Below are 14,247 nucleotides of genomic sequence, written 5' to 3'. Positions count from 1 at the left end.
AAGTGTAGACGGACGTGAGTACCTTTCTCATGCCCGTTAAAAGGCCGTGACCTGCAACCACGCGTGAAGAGTGCGCAGATCGGGGCTATTGCCGCGGCTCGCCAGTACCGGCCGGAACTGGATCCGACTGTCTTGTAGGCGCCAAAATGTCGGCGAGTTCTGTCAATGTGCGCGTAAGGGTCGAGTTCGTTGCGGGGTGCGGTACCCAGAAGAAGGACACGCCGAACACCTCTGGTCCACCTTCCGTGACCGCACCGTCCACGACCGCGCCGGCCGCCACCGATCCGGCGTCGATCGGTCGCACCGCCTTGGACACCTACCGCGGCATGTGGCGCGCCTACCAGACGGCGCTGGCCGTTCCGGACCCCGCGAGTTCCGAGCTGGCGAAGTACGCCACCGGCGACGCGTTGAAGAACCTCACCTCTGGCCTGCAGTCGGTGAAGGACCAAGGGTTGAAAGGCGAGGGCCAGATCGTCACTTCACCGCGCGTTGTTGGGGCTGCACCTGCGAACCAGCCAACATCGGTCGACCTTGAGGACTGCCTTGACGACAGCGGCTCCAAACTCCTCCGGGCGTCGCCGGGACCAGCCTTCAGTGACAAGCCAGGCGGGCGCCGCCTGACGAAGGCCACCGTGCAGAGGCAGCCCGACGGCACTTGGAAGGTCACCAGCTTCGGAGCGCGTGAGGTGGGAACATGCTGACGCTCCGTCGCTCGCTGGCCGCCCTTGGCTTGGCCGTGGCGCTGACGGCTTCCTTCACGCCACCTGCTCAGGCGGGCGGCATCGACCCCGTGGATTGTTCGAAGACTCCGAACGATCCGAAATGCAAGGTCGAGGTCGAAGATCCAGCTGACCCTGGCGGTCCTGGTGGTCCAGGAAAAGGCAACGGCCCGCGGGTGTGCCACAACCCGCTGACCGGTACTGAGATCCCGTGCAGTGTTCCCGGGTATGGCGACCTGGCCGATGACGGCTGCTACTACCGGCCCGCGGTGGGTCAGGAGTTGCGGGCGGCGGAGGCGTTGGGTGGGCCGGTGACGCCGCCGGACCGTTGGTATATCGGCTCGTGCGGGTATCCGCCGTCGGCGACGCTGACCCGGTTCCGGATCTTTGCCGGTGGGGTGGTGCCGGATCCGGCGGTCCTTGCTGCGCGGGCGGTGAGGGAGCTGAACCTGCCGCTGCCGGCGATCCGGGTGAACCCTTCGCCGCCGGCGAAGCAGCTGGCGTATCTGCCGACGTGGTTGTGGCTGGACGCGTCGTCGTGGGGTGCGAAGTCGGCGACGGCGTCGGTGCCTGGCCTGTCGGTCACGGCGACAGCGAAGCCGGCGAAGTTGGTGTTCTCCACTGGTGAGGGCGCGTCGGTGACCTGTGCGGGTCGGGGCACCGAGTGGACACGCGGGACGGATCCGGAGAAGCCGTCACCGACGTGCGGACACACCTATACGCGGCCCGGCAGCTACAGCTTGACAGCAACAGTGACCTGGCAGATCTCGTGGGCCGGTGGCGGTCAGACCGGCACGGTGCCGGACCTGGTGACGACGTCGACGGTGGCGCTTGAGGTGACGGAGTCCCAAGCGCTCAACACCAATCCATAGGAGCAAACCGAAGATGGCTTCGACGACACTCGGTACGCAGCGGCGTACCGAGACGGTGAATGGCGCCCAGGCATCGGTGCCGACGGTGCGGGGACCGGTGCTTCGACGGCGGGTCAGCGTGCCGCGGGTCCTGCTCGGTGTGCTGCTGATTGTCGGCTGCGCCTTGGCGGGCGCGGCGGTGGCGAACCGGATCGACACGCGGCTGCCGGTGCTGGCCACGGCCCGACCCGTCGCGGCCGGGCAGACGATCACCGACGCGGACTTGACCGTGGTGCGGGTCGCTGCCGAGGCGCAGGTGGCGACGGTGCCGGCCGCGCAGCGCGGCACGGTCGTCGGCCGGACGGCGGCGATGCCGCTGCAGGCCGGTGTGCTGGTCTCGGCGCAGCAGCTCGGCGACGTGGCATGGCCGCCAGCGGGGCAGTCGGTGATCGCGGTCGGGCTCAAGCCGGGCCGGGCACCCGCCGGACTGACGGCCGGGACGCAGGTGACGGTGATCGTGATTCCGTCGACCGCGCCCGGCGGAGGTGGCGCCGCCGGCGGCGCTACAGGCGGCTCCGGGACCGGTAGCGGGCCGCAGGTGGTGCGGGCCGACGCGACGGTGGTGTCGGTGAGCGAGGCGGCGGACCAGTCAGGCGTGAGCGTGGTGTCGCTGCTCCTGTCGGCCGCCGACGCGGTCACGGTCGCCTCGACCTCCGGTGAGGCGGCGCTTGTGCAGCGCGGCGTGGGGCGGTGAACGCGATGCTGATTGTGATCAGTTCGGTGAAAGGCGCTCCCGGAGTGACGACCCTGGCGGTGGGGCTGGCGGCCTTGTGGCCGGAGCCGGACGCGGTGCTCGTCGAGGCCGACCCTGCCGGCGGAGACCTGGCCGCCCGGTTCGGGCACAGCCCGGAGCCGGGCCTGACCGGGCTGGCGGCGCAGGCGCACACCGGCACCCTGGCCTCCCTGGCCCCGTTCACGCAGCGACTGGCGGTCGGCGCCGATGTGGTGCTCGCCCCGGCGGGTGAGACGGTCGCGGCGTCGACGTTCACCCTCGCCACACGGGGCTTGCAGGCGCTGCGCCGGTTGGCTGAGCAGCAGCCGGTCCTCGTCGATGTCGGACGCCTCGAGCAGTCCAGTCCGGCGGCCGGGCTGCTCGGCGTCGCCGACCACGTGCTGGTGCTGGCCGACGGTGAGCTCGCAGCGCAGACGCAGGTGGAGGCCCGGCTGGGTTGGGTGCGGTCGGTGGTGACGGGCCGGTTGTGGCTGGTGCGCACCGGCGCCGGTGGCTATCCCGGGCGGGAGATCGCCCGCGATCTCGGGGTGCCGGTGCTGTGGGAGCTGCCCGACAGCCAGCTCGGCGCCGGCGCCCTGGCGGGACGGCTGCGAGCGCCGGCGTGGCGGCGGCTGCGGCTGGCGCGGGCGGTGCGCGGCGTCGCGTTGACGTTGACCACGGCGCAGCCAGCGTCGATCCTCGCCGCCGAACCGGTCGGGTCCATCATGTCCACCGATCCTGCGGTCCGGGCCCACTACGCTCCACCGGTCGCTGCGGTGCCGCCGGTGATCCAGGCCGCCGCGCACCAGCCTCGGGCACAGCAGCGAATGGAACCGCGGCCAGCGGAGCAGCAGTCGGGGCCGGTTCAGCGGCCCGAGCCGGTGCAGGTGCGGCCGTGACCGCCCCGACGATCGCGGCCGGCAACGGCGCGGCGCACGCCGATGGCTGGCAGGCAGGGACACCGCACCACCAGCTGATCGACCAGCTGCGGCAGCAGGTCGCGGCGCAGCTTGCCGCGACCGGCGCCCGGCTGTCCGGCGCGGAGCGGGAGCAGCGCGTCGACGAACTGATCGCCGCGGCGCTCAACGAGCACGCCCGCACCCAGCTCGCCGACGGGCGGATGCCCCTCGATCCGCCGGTGGAGGCGCAGATCGCCCAGGCGGTGCGGGACGCGCTGACCGGCCTCGGCGGCCTGGAACCGCTGCTGGCCGATCCGAGCATCACGAATATCTTCATCAACGGGCCAGTGGTGTGGTGCCGGCACAGCGACGGGACCAAGTCCCAGATGCCGGCGATCACCTCCACCGCAGACGAACTCGTCGCGCTCGTGCGCGACATCGCCGCCCGCGCCGGCGCCGACGAACGCCGCTTCGACCGCGGCGTACCCCGCGTCAGTGTCCGGCTTCCTGACGGCTCACGGCTGTTCGCCACCCTGCTGGGCAGGCATCCGTCGGTGTCTATCCGAAGGCACACCCTGCTCAACGTCACCCTCGACGACCTGGCCCGCCGGCACGGGGCGATGGACCTCGGCATGCGGGACCTGCTCACCGCGATGGTCCTCGCCCGCAAGAACGTGATCATCTGCGGCGGCACCGACTCGGGCAAGACAACGTTCCTACGCGCGATGGCGAAGGCCATCCCGGAGTACGAGCGGCTGATCACGATCGAGGACACCGACGAGCTCGCCCTCGACCTCGACCCGTCCCACCCGGACTGTGTGGCGTTGCAGGCCCGCGAGCCGAACATCGAAGGTGTCGGCGGCGTCGACCAGGCCGAGCTGGTCCGGCAGGCGCTGCGGATGTCCCCGGATCGGCTCGTCGTCGGTGAGGCCCGCGGCGGCGAGGTCGTCGCGCTGCTCAACGCCATGTCGCAGGGCAACGACGGTTCCCTGGCCACGATTCACACCTCGTCGTCGAGGCAGGCGTTCTCCCGGCTCATGACCTACGCGGCGCAGTCGGCGGAACGGCTGCCGTTCGAATCCTCGGCGCCGCTCGTCGCCGGGGCGGTGCACTTCGTGGTGCATCTGACCTGGTCGGTCGACGGGCAGCGGGTCGTATCGTCGATCCGGGAGGTGCTGCACTCCGAAGGCGTCGAGGTGATCTCGAACGAGGTGTTCAAGCCCGGCCCGGACCGGCGGGCGGTGCCGGCGGCGCCGCTGCGCACCGACACCCTCGACGAACTCGTCGCGGCCGGGTTCAACCCCGACGCGATCCCGGGCTGGTGAGGACGCGATGGCCGCGTTGTACGCGTTGCTCGGCGCCGGTGCCGGCGCCGCGCTGCTGCTGATCGTCACCGGCCTACGGGCCCCGGTCCGGCCGGATCGGCCCGGCCGCGCCGAACAGCGCCGCGCCCGCACGGGCGTGTCCGCCGCCCGCCTCGCCGCGGCGCTGGCCGCCGCTGCGGCGGTCGGTGCGGCGACCCGCTGGCCGATCGCGGCGCTGCTGGCCGGGATCGGGGCGTGGACGCTGCCGGCGGTCCTCGGCGCTGACCGGGACGCCCGCCGGACCCTGTCCCGGGTCGAGGCGATCGCCGCCTGGGCCGAGGACCTCGCCGGCACGTTGCGCGCCGCCGCCGGCATCGAGCAGGCCATCTTGCAAACCGCCGCCGTGGCCCCGGCCGAGATCCGGCCCGAGCTGTCCGGGCTTGCCGCGGCACTGCGGGCAGGGGTCCGGCTGCCCGACGCGCTACGCGCGTTCGCGAAGGACTTGGCCGACCCTACCGCCGACATGGTCGTCAACGTGTTGCTGCAGGCCGCCCAGTACCAGGCCCGCGACATCGCCACCGGCCTGTCCGGCGTCGGCCGCGCCGCCCGCCGGCAAGCGTCGTCCCGGCTGCGGGTGGCGACCGGCCGGTCACGCACCCGCACCTCGACCCGCATCGTCGTCGCGGTCGTCCTCGGCACCGTCGTCCTGCTGATGATCTTCGCGTCAGACTTCCTCGCCCCGTACGGCACCGCCGTCGGGCAGCTCGCCCTGGCGGTGCTCGGCGCGTTGTTCGCCGCGGCGCTGGCGTGGATGGTGCGCACCGGCCGAATCCCCGACCTGCCGAGGATCTTGACAGGTACCGCTGAGGAGGTCCCGTCGTGACCGGGCTGCTGTACGCCGGCGCAGGTGTCGGCCTGGGTGTGGCGGTGCTGCTGTGGGCGCTCGTGCCGGCCCGGCCGTCCCTGGCGGTGGCGATCGCGACGCTGCGCCAGCCCCCGCCGGCCAGGCCGGTCGGCCGAGCCCGGCTGCTGCACAGCCTCGCCGCCCCGCTGGTCCAGCTCGGCCTGCCCCGTGAACGGGCCCGCAAGGATCTGGCGATCCTGGAACGTGACCCGACGGCGTTCCTGGCCGGGCAGGTCGGCCTGGCCGGGCTGGGGCTGCTCGCCCCAACCGCTACCGTCGGCGCGCTCAACGCCCTGGGCGCCACCATCACCTACACCGTCCCGCTGTGGCTCGGCCTGCTCCTCGGTGCAGGCGCGTTCGCGGTGTCGGAGCTGTCGATCCGGGAGGAGGCGGAGGCGCGGCGGCTGCTCATGCGGCACACCCTCGGCGCCCTCCTCGACGTCGTTCCGCCAGCTCTCGCCGCCGGTGCCGGGATCGAACAGGCGCTCACCGACGCATCCAGCATCGCCGAAGGATGGGCCGCCCGCCGCATCCGCGACGCGTTGACGACCGCCCGGGTGGAACGCCGGCCGCTGTGGGAGCCGTTGCGCGAGCTCGGCGAGACCACCGGAGTCATCCAGCTCGAACAGCTCGCCGGCACCCTCCAGCTAGCGGCGGGCGAGGGGACCCGGATCCGTGAGGCGCTGCTGCAGCGCGGGGAGGCGCTTACCGAGCGACTCACCGCCGAGATGGAAGCCCACGCCGAGTCCGCCACCGAACGCATGAGCATCCCGCTCATGGCTCTCACCTTCGTGTTCTTGCTGTTCTTGATCTACCCGGCCATCGCCGCGATCGGAGTCGGCACATGACCATCGTCCACAGCGCTGGCCAGGCGATCCCCTCACTTGTCCACACCGCCATCCACAGGCTCATCCACAGGCACTCCAACAGGCTCGGCCGGCGCGCCCGTCGCGTCGCCGTGACCTCGCTGCGGCAGCAGCCGCGGCGAGATGGGAACGACCAACAACCGTCGACGACCAACCCGGTTGGTCGCTGACCAGAACCGCAGGAGGCACGTCCATGTCCACATCCACGATCAAGCCCGGCAGCGCCGCGCTCGATGCCGGTGTTCGGCACCGGCTGGCGGAGCTGCGGGCCAACCCGCAGCGCGGCAGCCACGCGACCGAGTACGCCATCGGCATCGGCCTGGCCGCCGCCGTCATCATCGCCCTGTTCGGCGCCTACCAGCTCGGCATCGACGCGATCGTCGCCGCCTGGTTCTTCGGGTGAACGATCCCATGCCCACCAGCAGCAGCGCCCCGGTCGCCGCCAGCCGGCGGTCACGGCTGCGTGCCCGGCTCGACGGCGACCGCGGCGCGGTCGCCGTCGAGTTCGCCCTCGCCGTGCCGCTGATCGTGGCGATCATCGTGATCCTCACGCAGGTGTTCTTCTGGGGCATGGGATATCTCGCCGCGCACGCCGCCGCCGACCACGCGGCTCAGACCACCCGCGTGGTCGGCGGCACCGCCGCGGCCGGGCAGACCGACGCCGAGGAACTCCTCGCCGACCTCGGCGGCACCTTCGTCGGCGACCCCACCGTCACCGTCACCCGCACCGCGCAGACCACCACCGTCACGATCGCCGGGACCGCGCAAGGACTGCCGATCCCGATCGTCGTCACCGTGCAACTTCCGACCGAACGGTTCACCACACCATGAGCAGCACCATGGGCGGCACCCTGAACCGCGCGACCAGCCCGCACAGCCGTCGACCGAGCCGACGCTCCGGCCGCCGTGGCCGCGCCCGCACTGCCTCCGGTCCGGCCGACGACCGCGGCTCGATCTCCGTCGAGCTCGCCCTGTCCGTGCCGCTGGTGGTCTTGCTGCTGTTCCTCGTCATCGGCGCGCTCAACCTCGCCCGAGCCAACGTTGACGTCCACGCCGCCGCAACCGCTGCCGCCCGCGCCGGCTCGATCACCCGCAGCCCGGCCGCCGCCAGCACCGCTGCGCAAGGCGCGGCAACCGCCAACCTCGCCGGGCACTGCGCCACCGTCGCCGTCACGGTGGACACCAGCCAATTCCACCGCGGCGGCCAACTCACCGTGACCGTCGGATGCACCGTCACCACCCACGGCCTGACCGGCGTCGACGTCCCCGGCCAGATCACCCTCTCGGCCACCTCGAGCAGCCCCGTCGACGTCTACCGCAACCTGTCCCTCGGGCTGCCGTCCGACGCCAACGGTGCACCGAACAGCGGCGGAGGCCGGTCGTGACGCCGAGCGCCGAGCGAGGCAGCCCCCCGCGCATGCCCTACAACGACCAGCACCGGCCCAGCGGTGCCGGCGACGGCGCCACCGCGGCACCGCGTCGCGCCGACCGTCCCGCACAGCCCGACAGGCTCCGCGGAGACCAGCCCGACCCGTTCAGCAAGGTGATGAACCGTCCACGTCAGCTCCGCACCGACGACCGCCAGCCGGGGGCCCGCACCGTCGCCCGTGCCCACCCCGGCCGGCGATGCCCGCGCACAGCCGGACCAAGCTCGCCAAGTTCAGATGTCGGTCGATCCCCGGACTCCCTAGGCCGCGGCGGGAATGCCCACACGCAGGCACGCTGGGACGAGCGGGTGCGCGGCGACAGCGGAGCGATCAGCGTGACCATGCTGTTCATCGGCCTGCTCGTGGTGATGTTCGTCGCCGCCCTCATCGGTGGCGGCGCCCTGTTCGCCGCCCGCGCCACCGGCTTCGACCTGGCCCAGTCCGCCGCTCGCGCCGGCGCCCAGCAGATCGACACCGCCACCTACCGCGCCACCGGACAACTGCGCCTCGACCCGGCCAAGGCCGCCCAGGCCGCCAAACAGTTCCTCGCCGGAGCTGGCGCGACCGGCACCGTCGAGGTCACCACCGCGAAGATCACCGTCGTCGCGACCAGCCACCAGGCCACCCCAATGCTGGCGAGGTTCGGCTACGACACCGTCACCGTCACCTCGACCGCGTCAGCCACACCCACCACCGGCCCACCGGCCTGACCACCCGCCCAGCCATCTGTTTGGAGCGCCCGTGATGCTCACGCACCGGCTCGGCCGGGCCGTGATCCAGCTCGCCAGTGCCCTGGCCCTGCTCGCCTTGGTCGCCGGACTGCCCATCGCCCTGACCGGATTCGTTGGCTGGCCGCTGCCGTCCACCGTCCCGACCGACTGGGCCGGCTGGTCGGCACTGCTCACCGGCGGCTTCCCCGACACCGCCGTGATCAACCTCCTCGCGGTCGCGTTGTGGCTGGCCTGGGCCGCGTTCTGCTACAGCCTCATCGGCGAGGTCGTCGCCGTGCGGCGCGGCCGACCCGCCCGTCACGTGCGGGTCATCTCCCCGATGCAGGCCCTCGCCGCGCTGCTCATCGCCGGGCTGTCCACCGCCCCCGCGGCGGCGTCGGTCGCGATCGTCGCCGCGCCGCCCCCGGCGGTCAGCCAAACCGTGCCCGCCGCCGCACCCACCAACACCACAGCCAGCCCGGACACGGCCGACCCCGCGGCCGGCACACTGCCCTGGCTGAACATCACCACCCAGCCGAACGGCGCCAGCGGCACGGGATCAGCGACCTCCCTCGTGGTCACCATCGCTGCCGATACCGGTTCAGTCGCCGCTCCCACCGCCAACACGAGTGCTGCGACCCTGCGCACGAGCAACCCCTCCGCCGGCCTGCCCCGGTTCGCCGCCGTGGCACACACCGGCCCGCTCACCCTCACCGCCGGCGGGCAGCAGTACACCGTCACCGTCCAGCGTGGCGACACGCTGTGGGAGATCGCCGAGGCGTGGCTCGGCGACCCGCACCGCTGGCCCGAGATCTACAAGCTCAACGCCGACCGCTACGACGACCACGGCCGCATGCGCGGCGGCGACCACATCGAACCGACCTGGGTCCTCGTACTGCCCGATGACGCCACCCCGCCGCCCGGCGCCCAGCCCGCTCCACCGCCCGGCAGCCAATCGCCACCCGGCGCAGGAGAAGACCCCGGGCAGCCGGCCGCACCACCCAGCACCGCGCCCCCAAGCACCGCGCCCCCAAGCACCGCCCCGCCAAGCACAGCGCCGTCGACGATCCCGCCGTCGACCGCCGCACCCGGCACCCATGCGCCAGGCGACGACGGAGTATTCGACCCGCCCGGCGCCTCAACCAGCGGCCCGGCCGCTTCCGGGGCCGCTAGTACGGCCCCGGCGCCGGCCGGCAGCGACGGCACCGCCGCGCCCACCGCAGACGACGGCCGAGACGACACCGACGGTGGGGTGGCGCTGCTGTCCGGAAGCTGGCTCGACGTCGGCCTCGCCCTCGCTGTCATCGCCGCCGCCGCGCTCGTCTGGGCACACCGCCGCCGCCGGTACACGCCCCGCCCACCGACGGCGCAGCCACGGCTGGACGACCCGGACCTCGCCCCGATGCCCCCGGTCGTCACCGGCGTGCGCCGCGGACTGCGCGAGCGGTTGCGCCGAGCAGTCCCGCAACCCCAGTCGGCGAACGACGACCTCGGCCTGTTCAGCGACGACCCCGAAACACCCCACCGCCACCTCGACGGCGACGACGGGTTCGCCGGACCCGAAGCTGCCGTCGACCCCATCACCGCGCTGCCCAGGTTCGACCTCGACCTCGACGAGGACGATTACGACCATGAGGACGACGAGGACGACGAGGACGATGACTCCTCGTACGACGACGGCGACAGGCTGTACGTACGGGACCTGATCGACGACGACATCGAGGCGGATAGCGGGCCGCACCCCGACGCCGATGACGATGAAGTCGGCAGCGAGCCTGAACCCGAACCGGTGCCGGTGGTGCCCGCGTTGACCAACCCGGTCATGGCGGTCTGGCCGCCAGCCGGGCTCGGCCTGACCGGCCCTCGCGCAGAAGACGCCGCCCGCGGCTTCCTCGCCGCCGCCCTCGCCGCCGGCGGGGTCGACGAACCCGACGCCCGCACCCACGTGGTGATGCCGTCAGCGACCGCGGCCACTCTCCTCGGCGCCGCCGCGGTCGGCCTGCCCGACACGCCGCGGCTGACCATCACCGGTGGTCTCGACGAGGCCCTCGAACTGCTCGAGGCGCAGACCCTGAACCGCACCCGCCTGGTCTACAGGCACGAGGTCGACACCGTCGCCGAACTGCGCGCCGCCGACCCGCTCGAAGAACCCGTCGAGCCGCTGCTGCTGCTCGCCGACGCCACCACCGGCCACGCCCGCGCACGCATCGCCGCCCTGCTCGCCCAAGGCCAGCGCCTCGACATCCACGGCGTGCTCCTCGGCGTCTGGCCCGACGGCAACACCGTCGTCGTCAACGCCGACGGCACCACCCGCCCCCGCGACGGCGACCACGCGCGCCACGGGCACCACCCCGGCGACATCGGCCGCCTCGCCGTCCTCACCCCCGCCGAGACCGCCGACCTGATCGCGCTACTCGCCGAATCCCACACCGGCTTGCCCCCCGCCCCCGCCCCCACGGAACCGCAGCCCGCACCTGTCGTATCGGGCACTGCCGCAGCCCAACCTGCAGCCTCCGGTGGCGCCATCCTCATCGCGGAGCAACCCGACCCCGCGTCGACCTCTTCGTCCGACGCGCCACCCCCGAGCCTGCCGGTCCCGAGCCTGCGTGCCCCGGATCTACCGCCCGGCCCGCCGGACGCGTCCAACGGGCGGTCGCACCCCGCCCCCGCCCACCCCGACGCCCCGTCAGGCGCTGCGACCAACGAGGTGGCGGCCGGCGCCGACGACCCGGACACCCCGCGCGAGCAGGATCCGCAAGCCCGGCCGGACCTGCAAGACGTACCGGTCGACCCGGGACCGGATCACCGGTCGGATGCGCCAGACGAGCCGGAGACACCGGTGGCGCCGAGGCCGCAGGACGAGCCGGAGGTACAGGACGAGCCGGAGGCCAAGGACGAGCCTGCGGAGGCCCCCGCCGAAGCCGGCACCGCCGCGGCGGACCTCGACAGCTCGGACAGCGGGCAGCCGAAGGGCCGTCCGCCGCGGGTGGTGCGGGTGCGGGTGCTCGGCCAGCCGGAGATCGTCGACATGGACACCAGCAAGGGCGGGACCCGCCGCAAGTCGATGGAGGTGCTGGTCTACCTCGCCGTCCACGACGGGCAGATCCACTACGAGGCGATCCTCGACGACGTGCTGCCCGACGCGGCGGCCAAACGCGCGCCGCACCGGCTGCACACCTACGTGTCCGCCCTGCGCGACGTGCTGCGCCGCACCGGCGGCGCCGGCGAGTACGTGCCCCGTCTCCGCGAGCGGTACACCCTCAACCGGGACCTGCTCGACGTGGACCTGTGGCGGATGCAGCATGCCCTGCGTGAGGCGGAACAGGCCACCGATCCGGCCGTGAAGGTCGCCGCGTGGCGTCGGGCCGTGGACGAGTACCGCGGCGACCTCGCCGAGGACAGCGGCTACGAGTGGCTGGAGCCGTACCGGGAGGCCGCCCGCCAGCAGGTCCTCGACGCCGTCCTCGCCCTCGCCGACGCCCTGACCGACCAACCCACCGAGGCCGCTGACATCCTCGAAACGGCCCTGACGCACAGCCCCTACACCGAGGCGCTGTACCAGGCGGCGATGCGCGCCCACGCCGCCCGCCGCGACATCGAGGCAGTCCGCCGGCTGCGGCGCACCCTCACCCAACGCCTGGCCGAGATCGACACCGAACCGGCCGAGGAGACCACTGCGCTGGCCGACCAGCTCATCGCGCGACTGCAGGCCCCGCCCCGGCGTACCGGACCCCGTCCCGCCGCCGACCCCGGTGAGGACGCCGCCGCCTGATGACCACCTTCGTGCACCACCCCAGCGAAACCGAACCGAAGTCCAGCACCGTCAACGCCGCCACCGTCAACGGCGCGGCCAGGCCGCTCACCGCTCCGACACCCCCGGGTGCGGCGCGCGCCACGGCAGGCGCCGCTGTGCCGGGAGTGGACGCGCAGCTGCAAAAGGCGGTCCGCCAGTCCGGACATCTGCGCCGCGGCTTCTACGTGGTCGTCCTGCTCGTGGCGTTGGCCGGGCAGGTCACCGGCGCCGTGCAGGCGCTGCACATCCCGCTGATGGCCGCGATCCCGGCCGTCGCCGCCCTCGAACTCGGCGGTGTCGTGGTGCTCGCCAACGCCGACGTCCGTCGACGCCTCGGCGAACGCGCCCTCGGCTCCCGGGTCCTGTCTGCCGCCATCGCCGCCGGTGCGGTCACCTTCAACTGGCTCGCCCACACCAACCACCTCGCCGGCGGGTTCTTCGCCGGCATGTCACTGCTGGGCTACCTGGTGTGGGCCACGCACGCCGAGAACTCCCGCCGCGACCGGCTCCGCGCCCTCGGCGACCTTCCACCCACGACCCCCGCCTACGAGATTGTCGGGCACTGGCTGGCCCACCCGTGGCTCACCCGCCGTGCCCGGTCCCTCGCCAAAGTCGACCCCACCCTCGGCCTGTACGGCTCACTCACCGCTGCCCGCGAACAGCTGCGCGCCGAACGCCGCCGCGCCGCCATCTCCACAGTGCTGCACCGCAAGATCCGGGCAGCGGTCGACCCGGTCACGGCCGACATCGCCGTGCACGTGTACGACCTCGACCACATCGCCGACCGGCTCGCCGACCAAGCCGACTACGACGGCCTGACCGCCCTCATCTCCGACGATCTCACCCCGGCCCGACTGGCCGCCGTACCCGCCGCACCACGACGCCGTCCCCGACCCTGGTGGCGGCGCGCCCGAACCGGCGCCGAAATCCCCGCCGTGCCGGCCGCCGCCGAACCGGCGCCACCGTTCGCGGACCCGCACGCCGTGCCGGTGACCTTGCCGCCCGCGGCCGGCACGCCGGCACGGGCTGCGGCACCGGCCGCCGCTTCCAACGTCCGCGCCCCTGGCGCCGACGCGCCGGCAGCGGCGAGCCCGGTGCTACTGCACCCGGAACAGGCTTCCGCCGTGCTGCGGACACCGCCGGACGCCGATCCGCACCTCACCGAGCCGCAACCTCCGCAGCCCTTGCCGGCGCCGCACCACCCGTCGGCAATCACCGCGCAGCATCTGCGGCTGGTGCGTACCGATGCCGGTCCGGCCCCGGACGCCGCTATCGGTGGACATCCGTGGCAGCCGGCAGCAGGTGCTGGCGCCGCGAACGCCTGGTTCGCCCGCACACCGCTGGCCGGCGGACTGCCCGGCGGCACGACGCAGTTCGCCGAGCCGGCCGATGCAGCCGATGGGGTCGCCGCCGTTCGCACCGAAGACGTCGAGCGTTCCGATGACCGGCACGACGGCGACGCTCGGAACGGGGAAGGCGGTGGGCCTAACGACCCCGGCGACGAGCTCGGCGGAGAGGATGGGGGCGGGGATGAGGACGGCACGGACGGCGACTCGGTGCCGCAGGAGACCGCAGCCGCGGTCGCGTACTGGCATCAGCGCGAACCCGGGCTGCACCCGCGTGACATCGGCGCCCGCATCGGACGGTCCGAGCGGACGGTGCGCCGGTACTTGCCACCCACGGCCGACCCTCAACCGGACCGCTGACATGCCGGTCAACCCGTCGCGGCATCGCCGACCGCATCTGACGCGGTCGGCGCGCGGCACCGCGGACAGGCCACCGCCTCGCGCCGCCTGCCACAGCGGGCTTCCGTCGGCTGGTCGACACGGAACCCCAGCCCGGACCGGGTTCAGACTGCCCAGCCGACGACTTGCCATCGGCCGTGAAGCGACGCTACCGTGCCGTCACTACCCGAATGGAGGGCAACCTCCGGTAGGGCGGTCCGGGACGCTCAGCTGTTTCCGTCACTCGCCTCTTGCCTCTGCGGCAACGCCGTGCGGCA

At 73.1% G+C, this 14,247-nt stretch carries 13 protein-coding genes; all 13 read left to right on the top strand.

Features of this window, described 5'->3' with window-relative positions; translation table 11 throughout:
• Positions 1-245: 245 nt before the first annotated feature.
• The 13 genes from Dvina_RS51520 to Dvina_RS51460 all read left to right on the top strand — a co-directional run bounded on the left by Dvina_RS51520 (position 246) and on the right by Dvina_RS51460 (position 13,951).
• Positions 246-701, top strand: coding sequence for a hypothetical protein (locus tag Dvina_RS51520; RefSeq protein ID WP_223099520.1), 456 nt, complete (start codon positions 246-248; stop codon positions 699-701).
• The gene (locus Dvina_RS51515) at positions 695-1,591 is read left to right on the top strand and encodes a PKD domain-containing protein (protein WP_223099519.1); all 897 of its coding nucleotides are present in this window, start codon (positions 695-697) and stop codon (positions 1,589-1,591) included. Before Dvina_RS51520 ends, Dvina_RS51515 begins: the two co-directional genes overlap by 7 nt.
• Before the next feature lie 97 nt (positions 1,592-1,688).
• The gene (locus Dvina_RS51510; RefSeq protein WP_246655868.1) at positions 1,689-2,324 is read left to right on the top strand and encodes an SAF domain-containing protein; all 636 of its coding nucleotides are present in this window, start codon (positions 1,689-1,691) and stop codon (positions 2,322-2,324) included.
• A gap of 5 nt (positions 2,325-2,329) precedes the next feature.
• Complete coding sequence (locus Dvina_RS51505; protein ID WP_223099515.1) at positions 2,330-3,241, top strand: CpaE/TadZ family protein; 912 nt, start codon at positions 2,330-2,332, stop codon at positions 3,239-3,241.
• A complete protein-coding gene (locus Dvina_RS51500; RefSeq protein WP_223099513.1) occupies positions 3,238-4,566 on the top strand; it encodes a TadA family conjugal transfer-associated ATPase in 1,329 nt (442 codons plus the stop codon). The genes Dvina_RS51505 and Dvina_RS51500 overlap by 4 nt, the downstream gene beginning before the upstream one ends.
• 7 nt (positions 4,567-4,573) lie before the next feature.
• Positions 4,574-5,428 carry a type II secretion system F family protein gene (locus Dvina_RS51495; RefSeq protein ID WP_223099511.1) on the top strand — a complete coding sequence of 285 codons (855 nt, stop codon included), beginning with the start codon at positions 4,574-4,576 and terminating at the stop codon, positions 5,426-5,428.
• Positions 5,425-6,297, top strand: a complete 873-nt coding sequence (locus tag Dvina_RS51490) for a type II secretion system F family protein (RefSeq protein WP_223099509.1) — start codon at positions 5,425-5,427, stop codon at positions 6,295-6,297. Before Dvina_RS51495 ends, Dvina_RS51490 begins: the two co-directional genes overlap by 4 nt.
• Before the next feature lie 211 nt (positions 6,298-6,508).
• Complete coding sequence (locus Dvina_RS51485; RefSeq protein ID WP_223099507.1) at positions 6,509-6,718, top strand: hypothetical protein; 210 nt, start codon at positions 6,509-6,511, stop codon at positions 6,716-6,718.
• On the top strand, positions 6,715-7,146 hold the full coding sequence (locus tag Dvina_RS51480) for a TadE/TadG family type IV pilus assembly protein (protein WP_223099506.1): 432 nt from the start codon (positions 6,715-6,717) through the stop codon (positions 7,144-7,146). Before Dvina_RS51485 ends, Dvina_RS51480 begins: the two co-directional genes overlap by 4 nt.
• A complete protein-coding gene (locus Dvina_RS51475; RefSeq protein WP_223099505.1) occupies positions 7,143-7,700 on the top strand; it encodes a TadE/TadG family type IV pilus assembly protein in 558 nt (185 codons plus the stop codon). The genes Dvina_RS51480 and Dvina_RS51475 overlap by 4 nt, the downstream gene beginning before the upstream one ends.
• Positions 7,701-8,077: 377 nt before the next feature.
• On the top strand, positions 8,078-8,452 hold the full coding sequence (locus Dvina_RS55480) for a hypothetical protein (RefSeq protein WP_223099504.1): 375 nt from the start codon (positions 8,078-8,080) through the stop codon (positions 8,450-8,452).
• Positions 8,453-8,486: 34 nt separating this feature from the next.
• A complete protein-coding gene (locus Dvina_RS51465) occupies positions 8,487-12,224 on the top strand; it encodes an AfsR/SARP family transcriptional regulator (RefSeq protein ID WP_246656701.1) in 3,738 nt (1,245 codons plus the stop codon).
• Positions 12,224-13,951 carry a hypothetical protein gene (locus Dvina_RS51460; protein ID WP_223099502.1) on the top strand — a complete coding sequence of 576 codons (1,728 nt, stop codon included), beginning with the start codon at positions 12,224-12,226 and terminating at the stop codon, positions 13,949-13,951. Before Dvina_RS51465 ends, Dvina_RS51460 begins: the two co-directional genes overlap by 1 nt.
• Positions 13,952-14,247 lie beyond the last annotated feature (296 nt).

Source organism: Dactylosporangium vinaceum, assembly GCF_019904175.1.
In the GTDB taxonomy this organism is placed as follows: domain Bacteria; phylum Actinomycetota; class Actinomycetes; order Mycobacteriales; family Micromonosporaceae; genus Dactylosporangium; species Dactylosporangium vinaceum.
Note: the sequence above shows the minus strand (reverse complement) of the source record. Positions and strands in the feature narration are given on the sequence as shown.

What these genes read in the sequence shown, in the direction of transcription:
- Dvina_RS51495 (WP_223099511.1), top strand. Translation starts at nt 4,574, where the DNA reads ATGGCCGCGTTGTACGCGTTGCTCGGCGCCGGTGCCGGCGCCGCGCTG.
- Dvina_RS51460 (WP_223099502.1), top strand. Translation starts at nt 12,224, where the DNA reads ATGACCACCTTCGTGCACCACCCCAGCGAAACCGAACCGAAGTCCAGC.
- Dvina_RS51475 (WP_223099505.1), top strand. Translation starts at nt 7,143, where the DNA reads ATGAGCAGCACCATGGGCGGCACCCTGAACCGCGCGACCAGCCCGCAC.
- Dvina_RS51465 (WP_246656701.1), top strand. Translation starts at nt 8,487, where the DNA reads ATGCTCACGCACCGGCTCGGCCGGGCCGTGATCCAGCTCGCCAGTGCC.
- Dvina_RS51485 (WP_223099507.1), top strand. Translation starts at nt 6,509, where the DNA reads ATGTCCACATCCACGATCAAGCCCGGCAGCGCCGCGCTCGATGCCGGT.
- Dvina_RS51505 (WP_223099515.1), top strand. Translation starts at nt 2,330, where the DNA reads ATGCTGATTGTGATCAGTTCGGTGAAAGGCGCTCCCGGAGTGACGACC.
- Dvina_RS51515 (WP_223099519.1), top strand. Translation starts at nt 695, where the DNA reads ATGCTGACGCTCCGTCGCTCGCTGGCCGCCCTTGGCTTGGCCGTGGCG.